The 18,891-nt window shown below is 62.1% G+C and carries 12 protein-coding genes; 10 read left to right on the forward strand and 2 right to left on the reverse strand.

Features of this window, described 5'->3' with window-relative positions; translation table 11 throughout:
- The first annotated feature begins 50 nt into the window (after positions 1 to 50).
- The 5 genes from AB4O05_RS04365 to AB4O05_RS04385 all read left to right on the forward strand — a co-directional run bounded on the left by AB4O05_RS04365 (position 51) and on the right by AB4O05_RS04385 (position 12,614).
- The gene (locus tag AB4O05_RS04365) at positions 51 to 4,655 is read left to right on the forward strand and encodes a hypothetical protein (RefSeq protein WP_460132752.1); all 4,605 of its coding nucleotides are present in this window, start codon (positions 51 to 53) and stop codon (positions 4,653 to 4,655) included.
- Between the two features lie 38 nt (positions 4,656 to 4,693).
- On the forward strand, positions 4,694 to 5,686 hold the full coding sequence (locus AB4O05_RS04370) for an AraC family transcriptional regulator (RefSeq protein ID WP_460132750.1): 993 nt from the start codon (positions 4,694 to 4,696) through the stop codon (positions 5,684 to 5,686).
- A gap of 135 nt (positions 5,687 to 5,821) precedes the next feature.
- On the forward strand, positions 5,822 to 6,856 hold the full coding sequence (locus AB4O05_RS04375; RefSeq protein WP_460132748.1) for a histone deacetylase family protein: 1,035 nt from the start codon (positions 5,822 to 5,824) through the stop codon (positions 6,854 to 6,856).
- Positions 6,853 to 7,944, forward strand: coding sequence for a polyamine ABC transporter substrate-binding protein (locus AB4O05_RS04380; protein ID WP_460132746.1), 1,092 nt, complete (start codon positions 6,853 to 6,855; stop codon positions 7,942 to 7,944). The genes AB4O05_RS04375 and AB4O05_RS04380 overlap by 4 nt, the downstream gene beginning before the upstream one ends.
- A gap of 137 nt (positions 7,945 to 8,081) precedes the next feature.
- On the forward strand, positions 8,082 to 12,614 hold the full coding sequence (locus tag AB4O05_RS04385; RefSeq protein ID WP_460132744.1) for a hypothetical protein: 4,533 nt from the start codon (positions 8,082 to 8,084) through the stop codon (positions 12,612 to 12,614).
- A gap of 9 nt (positions 12,615 to 12,623) precedes the next feature.
- Here the strand turns inward: AB4O05_RS04385 and pdxR are convergent, their stop codons facing one another.
- Positions 12,624 to 14,180 carry a MocR-like pyridoxine biosynthesis transcription factor PdxR gene (gene pdxR / locus AB4O05_RS04390; protein WP_460132742.1) on the reverse strand — a complete coding sequence of 519 codons (1,557 nt, stop codon included), beginning with the start codon at positions 14,178 to 14,180 and terminating at the stop codon, positions 12,624 to 12,626.
- A 90-nt stretch (positions 14,181 to 14,270) separates the two neighbouring features.
- Between pdxR and AB4O05_RS04395 the strand changes: the two genes are divergently transcribed.
- The 3 genes from AB4O05_RS04395 to AB4O05_RS04405 are packed head-to-tail and all read left to right on the forward strand — an operon-like array spanning position 14,271 to position 16,034.
- A complete protein-coding gene (locus AB4O05_RS04395; RefSeq protein WP_460132740.1) occupies positions 14,271 to 14,909 on the forward strand; it encodes an FMN-binding negative transcriptional regulator in 639 nt (212 codons plus the stop codon).
- On the forward strand, positions 14,906 to 15,352 hold the full coding sequence (locus tag AB4O05_RS04400; RefSeq protein ID WP_460132738.1) for an N-acetyltransferase family protein: 447 nt from the start codon (positions 14,906 to 14,908) through the stop codon (positions 15,350 to 15,352). The genes AB4O05_RS04395 and AB4O05_RS04400 overlap by 4 nt, the downstream gene beginning before the upstream one ends.
- A gap of 10 nt (positions 15,353 to 15,362) precedes the next feature.
- Positions 15,363 to 16,034: a GNAT family N-acetyltransferase gene (locus AB4O05_RS04405; protein WP_460132736.1), complete on the forward strand. Its 672-nt coding sequence runs from the start codon at positions 15,363 to 15,365 to the stop codon at positions 16,032 to 16,034.
- 128 nt (positions 16,035 to 16,162) lie between these two features.
- Here the strand turns inward: AB4O05_RS04405 and AB4O05_RS04410 are convergent, their stop codons facing one another.
- The gene (locus AB4O05_RS04410) at positions 16,163 to 17,062 is read right to left on the reverse strand and encodes a homocysteine S-methyltransferase family protein (protein WP_460132734.1); all 900 of its coding nucleotides are present in this window, start codon (positions 17,060 to 17,062) and stop codon (positions 16,163 to 16,165) included.
- Positions 17,063 to 17,174: 112 nt separating this feature from the next.
- Here AB4O05_RS04410 and AB4O05_RS04415 point away from each other — a divergent pair, with 112 nt between their 5' ends.
- Together AB4O05_RS04415 and AB4O05_RS04420 are read left to right on the forward strand one after the other, a co-directional pair.
- A complete protein-coding gene (locus AB4O05_RS04415) occupies positions 17,175 to 17,996 on the forward strand; it encodes an ABC transporter substrate-binding protein (RefSeq protein ID WP_460132732.1) in 822 nt (273 codons plus the stop codon).
- A 31-nt stretch (positions 17,997 to 18,027) separates the two neighbouring features.
- Positions 18,028 to 18,798, forward strand: a complete 771-nt coding sequence (locus AB4O05_RS04420) for an amino acid ABC transporter permease (protein WP_460137675.1) — start codon at positions 18,028 to 18,030, stop codon at positions 18,796 to 18,798.
- The last annotated feature ends 93 nt before the right edge of the window (positions 18,799 to 18,891 follow it).

Below are 18,891 nucleotides of genomic sequence, written 5' to 3' on the forward strand. Positions count from 1 at the left end.
CCGTAGCTGTTCATCCGACAGCCTCATGAACTGGCAAGACAGGAATTTCCATGCGTTCACTCCCTTCCGTGTCCCCTCCCGCACAAACCGTCACCCAATCCCTGCTCACCCAACTGTCCGTCGGCCCGGCGTTCCGAGAGGTCGCCGGGGTGCTGCTGCGCGACGCGTTGCAAACCCTCTACCCTCACTTGAATATCGACCCCACCGTGGCCCAGGTGGGCGCGCCGGATTGGACCATCGTGGGCGACCAGGTCATCGCCCTGGCGCCACGCTATCAAAGCCTGACGGGTGTACTCGTACGCCAGGCGATAATGGGCACGCCCACGCTCTACCTGGAGGGCAACCACTTTCTCATCCAGGACCAGACGCCCGGTTTACCCAAGCACCTGCCGGTGCGAATTGAACAGATCGGCAATCAGATAAACCTGCTCGCACCAGCCATGCTCAAAGCGTATCAGGAGCAGCAAGTCGAATTCTGGAACGACACCAACGGCCGTTCCGGGCCGCGCTGGCGAGAGTTGTCCAATACCTTGCGCAAAGTCTGGAATGTCCATCAGCTCGAAGGCTGGGATGCAACCGATTGCAGCCTGGCGCGCCAACTGTTCGCGGCCCCCGACGTGGCCGACAGGCCCGACAACGTCGACGGAAACGAAAAGCCACGGGCCTATTTGATCGATGTGGATGAAATCGATGGCACCGCCGTCAAGCATTTGTTCTTGCTCCCCATCGCAGTCCTGATAGGGCGCCGGCAAGGACGCGAAATCATCCTTAGCCATTCACTGCTGCACGGGTACGAAAAATTCGACTCGCTGGAGGCGATTGGCCGCTCATTGGAGGCACTGCTGCAAAAACTCGGGGGGAGTCATGAACTGCAGTGGCGCCTGGTGGAGCCCGCCGGGGACTTCTTCGATCACCAAGCCTGTGCATGGATAGCCCTGCAGGTGGCAATGGTCGACAAACTGGACGCCCAGGACCTGCAAGTCGTCGATCCGATGGACTCGGCGCTGCACACGCCGCCGGGCGCAATGGCCAGGCCAGCGGAGCCGATACCTGGGCCGGCCTGGTTCGACAGCACCCTGCCGGATTGGCTGCGCAAGGCATCGTCCAACGACCAGGTCGTGTACGCACGCCATTTGAAGGACCTGGCAGCTCTGCATAGCCTGCACGGCGGCCAATCGTTCCAGGACGGGATTGCCCCTATCGCGCAATACACCCTGGACGCCCTGCGTAGCCAGCTGCTCAAGGACCACGCCGATGCCGGCCGACTTAACCTCGACGCAATCCGTTTTCAAATCCAGAGCCCTGTGGTGCTGGGCAGCTTTACCATGCCCGGCCAAGTCGACACCCATACCTACAGCCTGGTGGAGCTGGCCCTGCAGAACCTGGCCGGCCTGCCGCTGGGCAACAAAAGCATTCGCCAGGAGAACGGCGGCACACCCCCTGCGTGGCTGACCGTCGATTACGTGGAGAACCTGGTTAAGCAGGTGGATATCGGCAAACACTACCCGGCGCTGGTACAACGCACACTGTTGGACGACGCGCACGAATCCGAGCGCCGCCAAGGCTTGTTTACCAGCCATCTGCGCATCCAGCTGCCATTGCTGGCCTTGCAATACAAGATCCGCCAGCAGGCCGGTGTCGATGAGCTGGGCTACCGCTATGTCGTCGCCGTGCTCGCATCCGAGCCGACCCAACGCCAGGTGCAGGGCCAGGTGATTGTGCTGCGCCCCTTGGCGTTCATCCCGGAAAACCGCCCAGGGAGTGCGGCGGATAGCGTCGCCAATATGTTTGTCATCGGCCCGCAGGACCCGGCGGCGGGCCCCTGCCTGCTGTACCGGCCGATGCTTGAGCCACCACTGAGCCAATACCCATCGCCAGCCAACCTGCTGTATGACATCCAGCAGTCTCCAGCGCTGCGCCGCTCGGTCCTGGCCTGGCTGGCGGACGACGTGCGCGAGGACTATTTGCACTACGTGTTTCCTGGTGAGCATTTATCACCGTGGACCGTGGTCGACTTTCTCGCCGACCCGTTCAAGCTTTGGAGCATGGGTGGAACGCTGAGCCTCGGCCAACAAACGCTGGAAGGCGACCTGTTCGAGCAGTTGTTCAAGGCCAATGCCAATGCGCTGGTGAAACAGGCGGACCAGCAATCGGTCTCCAACGCCGAGAGCCGCTGGGCGACGCTCAAACAAGCGGGCTGGCTGGCATTCAGTGCGGTGCTGCCGTTCCTGGGGCGAACCGTGAACAGCGCGGCCTGGATCTGGCAAATCATCGACCAGTGGCAAGCGGTGGTCGACGCCGAGGAACAACAGGATAAGCCCGCCGAATGGGCGGCGCTGACCGCCGTGCTCCTCAACCTCGGCATGGCCTTGGTGCTGCATGCCGCGCGGCGCGATCAACCGCCGCCGTCGAAACAGGGCAAAGTCATCCAAACGCAGCCGCCCGAGTTGCCGGCGCCACCCAAGGTATCCAGGCAACTGCCGACCTTGCCGGCCCATGAACTGCCCGCCGGCCATCGCCAGGGGCTGCACAGCTTTGGCGCCGTGACCCGTGACGCACGGCAATTGGCGCAGGCCCTGGACAGTTTCAAGGTCGATAAGCCCGTCGATTTGGGGGCTCAGGCTGAAGCCGGCCTGCACAGGCATCTCTACCCCCACGCTGGAAAGTGGTACGCCCCAGTGGGCACGCGGTGGTTCGAAGTCATCGTGGATGACAACGACAACGTACGTGTCCAGGCCCCGGAGCAGCCCACCCGCCTCGGTCCTCTGCTGATCGCAAATCGCCGCGGCGAATGGTTTATCGATACACGCCTGCGCCTGCTGGGGGGTGGGCCGAAAAAACTCATCGCCAAAGCCAAGACCCAAGCCGAGACGCAAGCCCAGGTGCTGCGCACACGCCTGAGCGCCTTCGAAAGCCAGAAACAATCCGCGCAAGAGCAACTGCAACTTGCCCAGCAAGCCATGCAGGATGCTCCGTCGACCTCGCAAGAGGCGCAACGCCAACACTACCTGCAGACGCTGGAAACGCAGCGCAATGATTACGAAACCGCCTTGCAAAACTTCAAGGCCCTGAATGTGTTCACCCCCACCTCCAACTTTCTGCAAGGCTCCCTGGGCTACCTCAAGGCCCAACTGAGCCTCAGCCAGGCAGGCATCCAGGAGTCGCTCAAACGCTTTACGCCCAAGATCGAAACCGTCCTGGAACAGATCGAGCGCCAAGCCGAGGTGCCCACAGAGCGTCATATTGGTGACGCGCGGGAAATGAGTGAGCTGAGCCAGGACATGATCAACCGCCTGGAGTATGTGCAAACACGCTTTACCGAGCTCAAACAGCTGTCGCGCGAAGGCCTGGAGCTGATGGTGAGTGCCTCTCGGCAGTTGCCGTCCTACACCGTCGATGACCTCAAGGCCCTGCGAGTGACGCTCTCACGTAACCTGTGCCTGCAGGAACACTCCACCCAAACCGTCCACAGCGCCTGGTCAGCACTGGATCAAATCGTCGACGTCGCCGACATCGCCATTCAGAGCCTGCGCGATACCTTGCAAGAGCGTAGCGAAACGCGCCTGGATGAACGTATCGATACACTCGGCAGCCTCCTTGAGCAATTCAGCGTACTCGACGAACGCCTGCAGGACTTTCCCGACGAGTTCGGCGAGCCCGTGCAGCAGTCACCCCTGAACCAATTACGCGAACAACTGCGTGAGTTCCGGCAACGGGCCGCGAGCCACCTGGCCACACTCGCCGCAGAAAGAAGCCATGTACGCACCCGGCCCACGCCGCCACCGACGCCTCCCAGGCCGCGCAAGCGGTTTATCCGCACGCGCTTCAACGGCATGCTTATTGGTGAGCCCCGGCTCTCCGAGGTCGGGCTGGATACCGGGCTGGTGGATGTGCACTCTCCGCTGACCCACAAAGTCGTCGCCACCTTCCACGAAAAACAACCCGGTGTCTGGGTCCAGCGCGTGAGCGACCACCGCACACCGCCTCCCACGGTCGACCTTTCAGTGAGCCTCAACGAAGGCCAACAGTTGCTCAATGGGCTGGTGGCATTCAAAGCGCGCGCCACTGCCTTGGCGGGCCAACCCAAACGCACGGCGATCGGCATCGAACATCTGTATCACCAGCATGCCCAGCATCTGGAGCAAGCCAGCGGTGCGATTGAAGAGGCCCTGACCCGCAGCAACGACACCGGCAGCAGCCAGCCCTTGGCCGCCAGCCTCAGCCGACAGCTCAGCGAGGCCGCACAGACGCTGTACCAACAGGCCAACCTCCACGTCATACGGATGCTCAAGGAACAGCCTCCTACCCCTTCAAGCGTGGAATGGCTCAAGGCGCGCAATGAAATCACCATCAAGCGATCGATCAAGCGGCGTCGCATCAAATCGCCGAAACCGGATTATCTCGACGAGTACACCCTCACCGATAACACCACGCGCCAGCCGCTGTGGTATGCCCACTTTCATTACTCAAGCACGTGGGCAAACGCCAGGAGTTTCCTCAGTGCGCGCTTGAAAACGCCACAGGAGCACGGCCTGGGCGCAGCGGCGGACCTCAGCGCAAAGCTCACGCCCGAGCAGCAGATTGACTTCCTGCGCAGCGAAATCAGCCAACAGCAGGCCCTGGCGTTGTTCTTCAAGCCCGCCAGCGGCACGTAACTTGCTCGGCTCCAGCACCTCAACGGCTGGAACCGAGCATGCTGCACACGCACCTCACCACCCTGAATGCCGTGTCCCTGGTACTCAACGCGTTCAACGCCGAGGGCACGGTACGTGACGCCTTGCTGGCCGGCAGCGGTATCGCCAGCATCGACTTGAGCCGCGCCGACAGCCGCATCACCGCCCAGCAGGAAATGCAGGTGTGCGCCAATGCCGTAGCCTTGCGCCGCGACATCGGCCTGGAGCTGGGCCGGCGCATGCACGTGTCGTCCTATGGCTTGCTGGGCTATGCCTTGCTCACCAGTGCCACCTTCGGTGACGCTTTGCGCCTGGCCCTGCGCTACCCGGCGCTGTTGGGAACACTGTTCAGCCTGAGCCTGGAGGAAGCTGGCGACCAGCTCTGGCTGCGCGCGGACGATTACTGCGAGAGCCCGGCGCTCAAAGCCTTCAATGTCGAGTTCTGCGTGGTGTCGCTCAACGTCATCTGCAATGACTTGCTGGGCCGCGCGCTGCCCCTGCGCGGCGCGCGGTTCGATTACCCTGCACCGGAGTATGCCGCCGACTACCGTCAACATTTCGCATGCCCGGTGCACTTCGACGCCGGCACCAATGCCTTTGCGTTCGACCGACACTGGCTGGCGTACCCCCTGCCGTTGGCCGACGCCGTCACCCACCGCGCCATGGTCGAGCGCTGCCGCAAACAAAACACCGAACTCACCGGGCGCCAGGCGTGGCTCGGGCGTATCCGCCAGCTGTTGGCCGCACAACTTCATGCCGCGCCGGGTGTGGAAGGCCTGGCGCTACAGATGAACTGCTCGCCGCGCACCTTGCGTCGCCACCTGCACGCGTTGGGCTGCAGCTATCAGGAACTGCTCGATGAGTTGCGTTTCGAACGCGCCAAACAGTGGCTGGCTGAAGATGAATGGCCGATTTACCGCATCGCCGAAGCCTTGGGCTTCAGCGAAACCGCCAGCTTCCGTCACGCCTTTGTGCGCTGGAGTGGCGTGACGCCGAGCCAGTTCCGTAGCTGATCATCCGGCAGGGACGTCACCGCGGACACATATTCTGGCCACATTTATCCCCTTTTGGCCGCTCCTGTCGTTCTCCAGAACCCGGCGCATCGCAACACTGCAAGGCATGCCAATCAGCCTGCGGAGAACAACAAGATGCTGACGATCTATTCCCACGATCATCATCTGCACCACGGCCGGTGCGAATTGATGGACGGGCAATTGATGCCGTGTTTCGAAATGCCGTCGCGCGCCGACCACGTCCTGCAACGGGTCAAGGAGCGCCACCTGGGCCCGGTGCAGGCCCCGCAGGATTTTGGCCTCGCACCGCTGCAACGCATTCACGACCCGGCCTACCTGGCGTTCTTCAAAGACGCCTGGCAGCGCTGGACCGCCTACGGTCAGGACGGTGACCTGCTGCCCTACACCTGGCCCGCCCGTACGTTGCGCCAGGTGATACCGAGCAGCCTGCACGGGCAATTGGGCTATTACAGCTTCGACGCTGGCGCACCGATCACCGCCGGCACCTGGCAAGCCGCTTACAGCGCGGCCCAGGTCGCGCTGACCGCACAACAGGCGATCCAGCAAGGCGCACCCGCGGCCTTCGCGCTGTGTCGCCCGCCGGGGCATCATGCGGCCAGCGATGTGATGGGCGGTTATTGCTACCTCAACAACGCCGCCATCGCTGCCCAGGCATTTCTCGACCAAGGCCATACGCGGGTCGCGATCCTGGATGTGGATTACCACCACGGTAATGGCACCCAGTCGATTTTCTATCAGCGCAGCGATGTGCTGTTTACCTCGATTCACGGCGACCCCGAGGCAGAATTTCCGTTTTTCCTGGGCTATGCCGATGAGCTGGGCGAAGGCGCCGGCGAAGGTTTCAACTTCAACTACCCTTTGCCGGCCGGCTCGGGCTGGGAGCCCTGGAGTGCGGCGCTGGATCAAGCCTGCGGGCAAATCGAGCGTTATGGCGCCGACGTCATCGTCGTGTCCCTGGGCGTGGACACATTCAAGGACGACCCTATTTCGCAGTTCAAGCTCGACAGCCCCGACTACCTGGCGATGGGCGCACGCATCGCACGCCTGGGCAAGCCGACGCTGTTTGTGATGGAAGGCGGTTACGCCGTGGAAGAAATCGGCATCAACGCCGTCAACGTTCTCGAAGGTTTTGAGGGATACGCCCAATGAACATGCTCAAGTCACTCGTCCTCTGCGCAGCCGTTTTCGGCAGCGCAGCCCATGCCGAGGAAAAAACCCTGCGGGTCTACAATTGGTTCGACTACATCACGCCCAAGGCGCTGGAGGACTTCAAGGCGCAAAACCCGCAGACCAAACTGATCTACGACATCTTTGATACCAACGAAGCCCTGGAAGCCAAGCTGCTGGCCGGCAACTCCGGGTACGACGTGGTGGTGCCGTCCAACATGTTCCTGGCCAAGCAGATCGAGGCCGGCGTGTTCCAGCCCCTGGACCGCAGCCAGTTGCCGAACTGGAACCACCTGGACCCCAAGCTGATGAAGCTGATCGAGGCCAACGACCCCGGCAACAAGTTCGCCGTGCCCTACATGTACGGCACCATCCTGATCGGCTTCAACCCGGACAAGGTCAAGGCCGCACTCGGTGAAAACGCACCGGTGGACAGCTGGGACCTGATCTTCAAGCCGGAGAACATCAGCAAGCTCAAGCAATGCGGGGTGGCCCTGCTCGACTCGCCGTCGGAAATCCTGCCGCTGGCCCTGCAGTACCTGGGCCTGGACCCCAACAGCAACAACCCCAAGGACTATGAAAAAGCCGAAGCGTTGCTGCTCAAGGTCCGCCCCTACATCACCTACTTCCACTCCTCCAAGTACATGGCCGACATCGCCAACGGCGACATCTGCGTGGCCGTGGGTTACTCCGGCAGCTTCTCCCAGGCCGCCAACCGTGCCAAGGAAGCCAAGAACGGCGTACACGTGGACATGCGCTTGCCCAAGGAAGGCGCGCCGATCTGGTTCGACATGCTCGCCCTTCCCAAGGGCGCGAAAAACCCACAGGACGCCTACGCCTTTATCAATTACCTGCTGCAACCTCAGGTGATTGCGCCAATCAGCGATTTCGTCGGTTACCCCAACCCGAACAAAGACGCTACCGAGTTGGTCGACCTGGCCATTCGTAACAATCCCAACCTGTATCCCACCGAGGCGGCGATGGCCACGCTGTATACCTTGAAGCCGCTGGACAGCAAGGCCGAGCGTGCCAGAACCCGGGCCTGGACCAAGATCAAGTCCGGCACCTGAACCCAGGCGCCGCGCAGCCTATACCCTCCCTGGCCCTGCGCGGCGCTATCTAATCACCACCCGATGCCTGCCCCGCCTGGTTAGTTTTCCGTCGCAAGGGCGCCGCCCGCTGGCGCCGATCACAGCCAGGAAAAACCATGAGCGCACTCCCCTCACCATCGACAACCGCCACCCCCACCGCCGCCCTGCGCCAGCAAACGCTCCTCAAGGCTCTCGGCGGCGGCGGGCCGAGCATTCAGGACGTCGCCAAAGCGTTGTTGACCCGAGAGTTCAAGGCGCTTTATCCAAACCTGGACCTCGACCCCGATACCACGCTGGTGGTGACCCCACTCTGGACACTTGTCGAGGACGAGTTGTTTTGCCAGGAGATGGCCTACGAGACCTTGACCCAGGTCCTGCTCCGCCAATTCCTGGACAAAACCCAGGCCAACTACGTCGAAGGCGAGCACTTTCTGGCCCATGCGCCGCTGTCGCAAACGCCCGTTCACCTGGAGGTCAGCATTGAGCGGGTTGCCAACCTGCTCAACGAGCTCGCGCCGGTGTTCAGCTTTGAATTCAAAGAGCAACAACTGGCGTTCTGGAACGCGAGCAGCCAGGGCGATCCGCATTGGCATCAGTTGTCCGAGGGGCTAAGACGGGCCCTGAATGTCGCGCCGATCGGAGACTGGAACGCCGATGCCTGCGCGATTGCCCAGGCTGTCTCGGCCTATCCCGACAAACAGCAGCGCGATATCCATCGCCCCGAGATGGCCGACATAAAGGTGTGCCTGATAGATGTTGACCGCTCAAGCCAGGCGCTGCTCACACACATGCTGCTGCTCGGTGTAGCAGTCATGGCGGGGCGTTATCGCGAGCGCGACGTGCTGCTGATGTATACCGTCGAGTACGGGTATGAAACCTTCGATTCCATGCAGACCCTCAGCAATCTGATACGCCAGCGACTGGTGCCCGCGCAGGCCTCGGAACCACTGTCCTGGCGTCTGGTTGAGCCCGAGGGCAACTTTTTCGATCATATGGCCTGGACGCTGATCGACCTGCAATTGCGAACCATCGAGACCCTCGATCTCAAGGAAGCGACGCAGGACGTATTCAGCCTCGACCTGTCACAGACAAGCCCCCACCATGCCGTCGTGCAGGCGCGCGTCGACAAGCTTCGCGCCGCGATCCCGGAGTGGTTGCGCGATGCTTCCGTGCAAGACCTGAACGCCTACAGCCAATACTTGATCGAGCTGAGCGCCGTGCGCAACAAGGCGCATGGTGACCTGTTCGAAATCCCATCGATCAATGCCTTTGCGCAACAGAAAATGCGCGAGGCGATCATCGCCGACAAGGCCACGCAAAGCGCCGATACCCTGCCGCTCGACACACTGCAGATCACGCGCACCGAAAGCTTCACGGTGGGGGCGCTTGTCCTGCCCAACCCCCTTGAACGCCATACCCAGACCCTGGGTGAGTACGCCTTGAGCAACTCGCCCCCGTACCTGGCCAGCATCCGCTTCACGCACGGCCAAAGCGTTCCCGACTGGCTGACGCCGGAGTACCTGACAGGCATCGCCAAGCAGGTGAACATCGGTGAGGCGTACCCGCAACTGATCAAAAGCAAACTGCTCGATGACCCGGTTCAAGCCCCGCTGCAAAAGCAGATGTACCAGCGTCAGTTGCGCTCGCTGCTACCGTTGCTGGCGCTCGAATGCAAAGTCCGGCAACTGGGCGATGTCGATGAACAGGGCTACGGCTATATCAATACACTGCTGCAGCCCGGCCAAGACAGTCGACGCCCCATTGTGGTCAGGCCGCTGACCCTGTACCCCCAACACCGCATCAGCAGCACCAACGACAACGTCCTCAACATGTTCGTGATTGGTCCAAGGGACCCGGATGACGGCCCATGCCTGCTCTACCGGCCGCTGATGGAGCGGCCGCTGTTGCAGTTCCAATCGTTCCAGAACCTGTTGTATGCCGTGCATCAGCCCGGAGAGTTACGCGACTCGGTGCTCGCCTGGCTGCCGAATAGAGCCTTGAGCTTCAATTATTCACAATATGTCTTCCCGGTTGGCTTGCCGTCTCCGTGGCTGGCCATGCAAAACCTGTCGGAGCCGTTGAGCCTGCTGGAGTGGTCGGGGCCGGTGTTCCTGTTGACCACGGAGCTGACCGGCGATGTATTTGCGGCCTTCTATGACGCCAATACCCTGGCCATGATCGAGCTGGCTGATCGCCAATCGCTGTCCAATGCCGAGAGGCGCTGGGCGCTGCTGCAAGACAGCGGCTGGGCGGTGTTCAATGCCGCGTCGGGTTTCTTGAATGGCTATGCCGGCGCGGCGGTCTGGGCCTGGCAGGCCATCAATGAAGTCCAGCAAGCCCTCGACGCTCACCAGCAAGGCAATACGTTGGTGGAATGGACACGGGTGGGAGATGTACTGATGGCCCTGGCGATACTCCTGATCCATCACGCCAACCAGCGCCGCCAGACCGGGACCGTAGCCGAGAAGCTCATCGCCACCAAACCCGCCTCGCCCGTCACCAATCCCGCGCTCACGGTGTTACCCACCCTTGCCGCCGACGGCGAGTTGCCCCACAGCGAATACGCGACCATCGCCCTGGACGGCTCGGTGCCACGGCGTACGCCCGAACAACTGGACAGCTTCCTCGACACCCTCAAGGTCACGCCACCGGACCTCAACGATCCGCAGCTCAGCACCGTCGCCTCACCGACCATTCCACCGCTGTATCAGTTGCACAACAAAGCCTTCGCCCAGGTCGAGCAACGCTGGTTCGAGGTGATCGAAGACGCCGATGAAACTATCCTGATCCGTAACCCTCAGCACCCATCCCGCAGTGGCCCCCGGCTGGTTCATCACGACAACGAAACGTGGCATATCAATACCGAACTGCGTTTGCTGGGCAGCGGCCGAAGCCTGAAAAGCCAACTCAGGGCGTCACGGCTGGCCAAGACGCAACGTCGACAGGTGCTGGAGCAACAGCTCAAGACCCTGCGCGAACAGGAAGCCGGCGCGCAGCAAGAGTTAAGTACCGCGCGTAAGCAATTCACCTCCGGTCAAGACCCCTCATCAGAACAGCGCTACCTGGACCAGCTCGATGCCCTGGCAGAGCTTTACCAGCAATCGCTGACTCAACTGCAAGCATGGCGCGAAGCTGGCGGGACGTTGGGCTATGCCCAAGAGTTGTTCCGCTTGAGCGCCGAACACCACAAGCACCTCAACCTGTGGCTGTCAGTCCAACGCAATCGCTATGTAGAGGCCATGACACAGGTGATGCTCAGCCTGGGTGACGAAACGGTCGAGATGCCGGTGCTGGTGGGCAACATCACACGCATGACCGAGCTGGGTAATTCCATGACGACCCGGCTGACAGGCTTGAACCAGTCACTCGAGCTTCTACCGGCGGTGGGCGCGGCAGGCATCATTGCGGCCGAGCGGTTGAACGCCCTGGGACCGCGCTTCACTCAGTGGGATTTCAAGACCAACGAAATGTCGACGATGCTCGAGCTCTGCGTGCGAGAACAAGCCGCGGCAAACATGGAAGAGGCGCGCACAGCCGTGGGTTTTGTGGTGGAGCGTGCCGCGCAGGCCAGCAAAGAAATGGCCCTGATGGTGCGCGAAACCGACGTACAGCCCGTGCCTGAAGAACGCGGCGAACGCTTGCTCAATATCCTTGATGAATACGTCAGCGTCAGCCAGCGTATCGACGAGCTGCCTGTGGATTTTCCCGAGCTGGTAGAGCCCGCCCAACTGTTGCGCCTTAAAACCCTGGTGGGCGAGTTTCAAGCGTTGACGCAGACGAGACTCAACGAGCTGCTCTCACAGACCGAACAACTCACAAGCCGGCCTGGAAAGCCCGCCATTGCAGGGCCGTCACGCTCGCGTGCCAAGGTCAGCGTCAGCAAAACCCGGCCTCGCGACTTGCCGGCCAAGCCCAGTGATACGCCTAAACAGGAACCCTTGGGCGTGATCCAACCCAGACCTCCCCGCCCGGCGATACCCAGCAGCGACTACACCGAGGCGGTGCGCGCCGCGCTGGACCTGAGCCTGGACATCCACGGGTTTATCCAGCGAACGCAGCAGGATGCGCTCAGGCCCAAACGTGTCCCGGTGGACATGCAGGATATTCTCGAGCAGCAAGCCACGCGGCTGGAGCAGGCCGCCGACATCATCGATAGGCTGGATGCCGACGCTCAACGGAAAAATAAGCTGCTGCCGATCACGTTATTGCCGACGGAGTTGCGCGAAGGCGCCACCCGGATGCGACGCGAAGGTATCGCCCTGCGCGCGAAGATGCTCAAGGCCCGCAAGCCGCGCCAGGCAGACTTTCACTGGTTGCTGGAGCACGGCCAGGTTCGGTTGGTGCGTAACGACGCCGGCCGAATCAAAACCCGCCAATACCAGGATTATTTCCAGGAGTATCAGATTCTCGACACTGCCAACCGCGACCAACCCCTGTGGCTGGCGCACTTTCACTACCCGGCGCTCACCACCCCGGCCTCCCGCTTTAGCGCCGCGCACCTGAAAATCGCCGAGCAACACTTGCAGCAGTTCTCCGACGAGACCCGGCAAGCCTTGTCCACCCGCACCCCTTGGGACAACCAGCTGCGCAAACTCACTGACCCGCTGTTGCAGGCTGAATTCCTGAAATTGGAGCCCTCCCGACGCTGACCCGGCGCTTCAGGCTTCGAGTTGCCAGGCCCTGCGCAAGCGTGCCAACGCTTCACCGATAGCGATCTCGGGCACTGCCGCGAACCCCAGCACCAGGCCGGCGCGTTGATCCGGCGCAGTGCTGGAGCCCGGCAGCCAATAGCTGCTCAAGCCATTGACCTCGACGTCGACCGCACGGGCCTGGGCCAGCAGTTGCTGCTCGCGGGCCAGACTGTCTACCCGAACCGTGAGGTGCAGTCCCGCCGCGACGCTGGGCAGGCTGCCCACGCCCGGTATTTCAGCCGGCCAGCCGGCCAGCAAGGCGTTACGCCGGCTCAACGCGGCGCGGCGCATGCGCCGGATGTGGCGCTGGAAATGCCCTGCCGCCATAAACTCCGCCATCACCGCTTGCGTGCTGACCTCCGAGTGCCTCACGTCCACCGCGCGGCGCCGGGTAAACGCCTCCACACAACTGCGGGGCAATACCAGGTAGCCCAGGCGCAGCGCCGGAAAAGCCACTTTGCCGAAGGTGCCGACGTACAACACCCGCCCACTGCGATCCAGTGCGGCCAACGGCGCCAGCGGCGCGCCGCTGTAGCGGTACTCGCCGTCGTAGTCGTCTTCAATGATCCAGCCGCCCGTGCGCTCGGCCCACGCCAGCAACTCCAGGCGCCGGGCCAGGCTCATGACCACGCCGGTAGGGTACTGATGGGACGGCGTGACGTAGACCAGGCGGCAATCATCGAGCGCATTGAGGGCGGCGCAGTCGATGCCGTCGTTGTCCACCGCCACACCCTGGAGTTGCGCGCCCGCAATCGCAAAGGCATGCCCGGCCGCCCGATAGCCTGGGTTTTCCACAGCCACCGTGTCCCCTGGCGTCACCAGCAACTGTGCACAAAGGCTTATCGCCTGTTGCGCGCCGCAGGTGATCACTATTTGTTCAGCCGTGCACTGCATGCCCCGCGAACTGCGCAAGTAGGCCGCAATCAGGCCACGTAAGCGCTCATCCCCTGCCGGGTTGCCATAGCAGAGTTGCTGCAAGTCCGGCTTGCGCCAGAAAGCCGCATTCAGCTTGGCCCAGACGTCGAACGGGAACAGATCGAATGCGGGTACGCCGACCCGAAACGCCCGTGGTGGGCCGCCGGGAGGCAGAGGCAAATGGTTGCTTTGCAAGCGGCCCAGGGCCGGGCTGTGGATAACTTCCTGGATGGAATCGCCCACTGAAAAGGGACGTTTTGTGGATAAACCTGGGGATAAGCCTGTTGAAAACCCTGTGGATACTTTTGTGGATAGTTTTTTGCCTAGGTCTTCGGTTGTCGGCAATTGCGCCACATAGGTACCGTCGCCGACCCGCCCTTCGATAAACCCTTCGGCGTATAGCTGATCGTAGGCCCGCACCACGCTGTTGCGGGAAATCGCCAAAGCCGCCGCCAGATCGCGGCTGGCCGGCAACCGCGTGCCACTGACCAGGCGCCCGTCCAGTACCCGCTGGCGCAGCGCCTGGTAGAGCTGGCGAGTGAGCCCCTGGCGGCGATCCAGCTCGATACCGGCAGGGTTGAACGACAACGGAGGTTGGAGGGTCGGCACGGAATTGGACCTATGAAATGAGCGTTAGATGGCTCTTACAACGAACCATTAGCCTGCCTAGGATGCTGGCATTCGCCAAGGAAAATATTCATGTACACACCACGCGCCTTCGCCCTCGACGACTTGCCCGAAATCCAGCAACTGATCCAGCACACGCGCCTGGCGCAGTTGGTGACCTTTGGCGAACAAGGCCTGCAGGCCAGCCACTTGCCGCTGCTGCTCAACCCCGATGAAGGGCCCAATGGCACGCTTTATGGGCACCTGGCCAAAGCCAATCGGCAATGGCATGACTTGCGCAATGGCAGCGACGCTCTGGTGATCTTTGCGGGCGCCGAGGCCTATATCAGCCCGGCGTTCTACCCGGCCAAGGCGGAACACGGCAAAGTGGTGCCGACCTGGAACTACATGGCCGTCCACGCATACGGCAAGGCCGAGGTGTTCACCGATGCCGAGCGCCTGCTCACCCTGGTCAGCGCCCTGACTGATCGGCACGAAGCCGGTCGCGCCCAACCCTGGGCCGTCAGCGATGCTCCGGCCGACTATATCGAGGGCATGCTCAAGGCGATTGTCGGTTTCGCCCTGCCGATGGATCGCTTGATCGGCAAGCGCAAACTCAGCCAGAACCGCAGCGCGGCGGACATCGCCGGTGTGCGCGAAGGTTTGGCTGCCAGCCAGGACGTACGCGACCAGACCCTCGCGCGTTTTATTCCCCAAGGAGTTTCAGAATGAGCCAGATCGACATCCGCCCGGTCACCGCCGCCGACCACGCGGCGTGGCTGCCGCTGTGGCAGGCGTACTTGAGGTTCTACAACACCGAGTTGCCGGACGCGGTGAGCCAAAGCACCTGGCAACGCCTGATCGATGCCAGCGAACCGACCCACTCCGCGCTGGCCTGGCAGGATGGCAAGGCGGTGGGCATGGTCAATTTCATCTACCACCGTTCCAATTGGAGCATCGAGAATTCCTGCTACCTGCAAGACCTGTTGGTGGACCCGGCCCAACGCGGCACCGGCGTGGGCCGCAAACTGATCGAGTTCGTCTACGCCACCGCCAAGGCCGACGGCTGCTGCAAGGTGCACTGGCTGACCCACGAGACCAACGCCACGGCGATCCGGCTGTACGAACGCATCGCCGAACGCCCAGGCTTCATCCAATTTCGCAAAGGCCTTTAAGGAGCACAGCATGACCACTTCCCTCGCCGACTGGAAAGGTGCCCCGGCGCCCACCGCGCACCTGCTCGAAGGGCGCTTCATCCGCCTGGAGAAACTCGACCCCGCACGCCACGCCGATCAGTTGTGGCAAGCCCTCGAAGGCCCCGGTGCCGACCCCAAGCTGTGGGACTACTTGCCCTACGGCCCGTTTGCCGAGCGCGCCGCCTTCGATGCCTGGTTGAACAACCACGCGGCCAATAGCGACCCATACTTCTTCTGCGTGGTCGACCGCGCCAGCAGCCAAGTGCAGGGCATTCTCAGCCTGATGTCCATCGTCCCGGCCCAGGGCCGTATCGAAATCGGCCACGTCACCTTCGGCGCGCCGATGCAGCGTTCACCGAAAAGCACGGAAGCGGTGTACCTGCTGGCCAAGTACGCGTTCGAACAGGGCTACCGCCGCCTGGAATGGAAGTGCAACAACGGCAATGCCCGCTCCAAATATGCAGCCGAGCGGCTGGGGTTCAGTTTTGAGGGGGTGTTCCGCCAGCACATGGTGGTGAAGGGGCAGAACCGCGACACCGCGTGGTATTCGATCCTGGATGGGGAATGGCCAGCGGTGGGGGCGGCCTTTGAGGAATGGTTGTCGGAGGCGAATCAGAGCGGTTCGGGGCAACTGAAAACGCTGGCCGAATGCCGGGCGTAGACCTCACAACAGGCACCTGACACCTGCGCGGGCTTGCTCCGCGAATGCGCCGTGTCAGTCGGTTTCAAGTTGACTGAGACACTGCTTTCGCGAGCAAACCGGCTCCCACATTTTTGAACTGCGGTGGCTCAGCCCCTCAGTTTCTCGGCCAGCACGGCAATATGCTCCGGCCCGATCCCGCAGCAACCGCCCAGGTGACTGGCGCCGCGCTTTTGCCAATCGGCCGCCCAGTGCAGATAGCCAGGTGGGTCGAGGTCCTCGCGCAGCGGGTCCAGGCCGTCGTTGGCCGTGGCTTCCTTGGGTTGCGGCGGGAAGGCGTTGGCGTAGGCGCCGATCTGGATCGCGACGCCCAGTCGCTCGAAGGTTTGGCGCGCGGCATCGATGGCGGCACCGATCACTTCCGGCTGGCTGCAGTTGAACAGCAACACCTGCACGCCCAACTGCGCAGCCGCCTCGGCGGCGTCCGCCACCGGCTCGCCGGAGCGCAGGCGCGGGACGTCGTCGGTGTCTTCATCTTTCAAGGTAAACGACAGCCAGAATGGCTTGCCGTCCTGAGGCAGACCCGCCTTGATCGCCCGCGCCTCGACGATGGAACTCTGGGTTTCCGCCAGCCACAGGTCGACATGGGCCGCCAACCCCTGCACCAGCGGTGCCAGCAACTCTGCTGCGCGCTGCGCTTCAAACAGGTCAGGACGGTAGGAGCCAAACAGCGGCGGCAGTGAGCCGGCGACGCGCACATTTTTGCCCGAAGCCGTCACAGCCCGTCGCGCCAACTCCCCCGCCAACGCCGCCAGGGCCTGGCCCTCTGCCGCAAACCGTGCTTCACCGATGTGAAAGGGCACCACCGCATAACTGTTGCTGGTGATCACGTTGGCACCGCTGTCGATATAAGCAGCGTGCACCGCTTCTACCGCCTGCGGCGCCTCGCTCAAGGCCAGCGCCGACCACTCCGGCTGGCGGAACGGCGCGCCACGGCGTTGCAGTTCACGGCCCATGCCACCATCGAGAATTACTGTTTCTGCGCCCATATGCCTTTTACTCATAAGCTTATGAAAATAACTCACTATGAGAGTCGTTCTTATAACTATTTAATACGTTCAATTCGATTCATACCAACTCTTTTTTCTAAAGGTGCGCTGCTTGAAACTTAAACCGTTAGTGGCCCTGTGCCTGATGACACTGGCCGCGTCCACCCAGGCCTTTGGGGGTGCCACGCTGGACCGCATCGAACAGAAAAAGGAACTGGTGGGCGTGCTGATGGAAAGCTATCCGCCGTTCTCGTTCCTCAATGACCAGAACCAGCTCGACGGCTTCGATGTGGACGTGGCCAAGGCCGTGGCGCAAAAGTTGGGTGTGAAGCTGCGCCTGGAAACCCCCTCGTGGGACGTGATCGCCGCCGGCCGCTGGAGCGGGCGCTACGACATCTGCATCTGCTCCATGACCCCGAGCAAGGCGCGCGCCGAGGTGTTCGACTTCCCGGTGGAGTACTACGCCTCCCCGGCGGTGATCGTGGTCAATGCCAAGGACGATCGCATCCACGCCGCCAAGGACCTGAGCGGCAAGAAAGTCGGCCTCACCAGCGCCTCCAGCTATGAAAGCTACCTGAACAAGAACCTGGTGATCGAAGGCGCCGAAGACACCCCGTTGCAATACCCTTTCGAGAACGTGCAGATCGCCCCGTACGACACCGACAACGTGGCCTTTCAAGACCTCGGCCTGGGCGCGGGCGTGCGTCTGGACGCGATCCTCACCAACCTGGTCACCGCGCAGCCGCGCCTGACCCAGGACAAGCGCTTCAAGCTGGCTGGCGAGCCGCTGTACTCGGAGCCGAACTCGGTGGCCATCGAGAAAGGCGACGCCGCGTGGGACAGCAAAGTGCGCGAGGTGTTTGCCCAGCTCAAACAGGACGGCACCTTGAGCAAACTGTCGCAAAAGTGGATCGGCGCCGATATCAGCCGATGACACCGTCCAACCCCCCTTACTGCACCGCCTGCTGGGCTTTCGCACACGGCTTTACCTGACCTGGGCGGCACTGTTCGCCCTGTTTGCCAGCTTCTTCCTGAGCTTTGATCTGAAGTTCTCGATCATCCTCGACAAGCTGCCCAATCTGGTTGGCGTTCACCTGGCACCCAATGGCTTCCTGCAAGGCGCTGCGCTGACGGTGTTCTTGTGCCTGTGTTCGATGCTCGCTTCATCGCTGCTGGGCTTTATCACTGCCCTCGGGCGCTTGTCGAAAAGCGCCGTGGCCTTTGGTATCGCCAGCTTCTACGCCTCATTCTTTCGCGGTACGCCGCTGCTGATCCAGATCCTGTTGATCTACCTGGGCCTGCCGCAACTGGGCCTGGTGCCCGGTGCCATCGTCGCCGGAATCATCGCGTTGTCGCTGAACTATGGCGCTTACCTGAGCGAGATTTTCCGCGCCGGTATCCTGGGTGTGCCCCAGGGTCAACGCGAAGCCGCCCTGGCCCTGGGCATGCGCGACAGTGCGATCTTCTGGCACGTCACCCTGCCCCAGGCCATGCGCACCATTGTTCCACCCGCCACCAACCAGTTCATCTCCATGCTTAAAGACTCGTCGCTGATCTCGGTGATGGGGGTATGGGAAGTGATGTTCCTCGCGCAATCCTACGGTCGTTCCAGCTATCGCTACATCGAGATGCTGACAACGGCTGCGATCATCTACTGGGTCATGTCCCTGGGGCTGGAGTTGATCCAGGCACGTCTGGAGCGGCATTACGGCAAGGGCTATGTAAGGCGTGGATGAAGGTCATGAGAGTAACACCCGATCTCAACCCGACCGCGCCAATGGGCTGAGGTTTTAATCGCAGCAGACTAGAGACATCTCCCGCAAACGAGG

The sequence above is a fragment of the Pseudomonas sp. S1_G07 genome, from assembly GCF_054668565.1.

Excerpts from the sequence above, each read along its gene's own strand:
- AB4O05_RS04365 (WP_460132752.1), top strand. The coding sequence starts at position 51 with ATGCGTTCACTCCCTTCCGTGTCCCCTCCCGCACAAACCGTCACCCAA.
- AB4O05_RS04370 (WP_460132750.1), top strand. The coding sequence starts at position 4,694 with ATGCTGCACACGCACCTCACCACCCTGAATGCCGTGTCCCTGGTACTC.
- AB4O05_RS04375 (WP_460132748.1), top strand. The coding sequence starts at position 5,822 with ATGCTGACGATCTATTCCCACGATCATCATCTGCACCACGGCCGGTGC.
- AB4O05_RS04380 (WP_460132746.1), top strand. The coding sequence starts at position 6,853 with ATGAACATGCTCAAGTCACTCGTCCTCTGCGCAGCCGTTTTCGGCAGC.
- AB4O05_RS04385 (WP_460132744.1), top strand. The coding sequence starts at position 8,082 with ATGAGCGCACTCCCCTCACCATCGACAACCGCCACCCCCACCGCCGCC.
- AB4O05_RS04395 (WP_460132740.1), top strand. The coding sequence starts at position 14,271 with ATGTACACACCACGCGCCTTCGCCCTCGACGACTTGCCCGAAATCCAG.
- AB4O05_RS04400 (WP_460132738.1), top strand. The coding sequence starts at position 14,906 with ATGAGCCAGATCGACATCCGCCCGGTCACCGCCGCCGACCACGCGGCG.
- AB4O05_RS04405 (WP_460132736.1), top strand. The coding sequence starts at position 15,363 with ATGACCACTTCCCTCGCCGACTGGAAAGGTGCCCCGGCGCCCACCGCG.
- AB4O05_RS04410 (WP_460132734.1), bottom strand. The coding sequence starts at position 17,062 with ATGGGCGCAGAAACAGTAATTCTCGATGGTGGCATGGGCCGTGAACTG.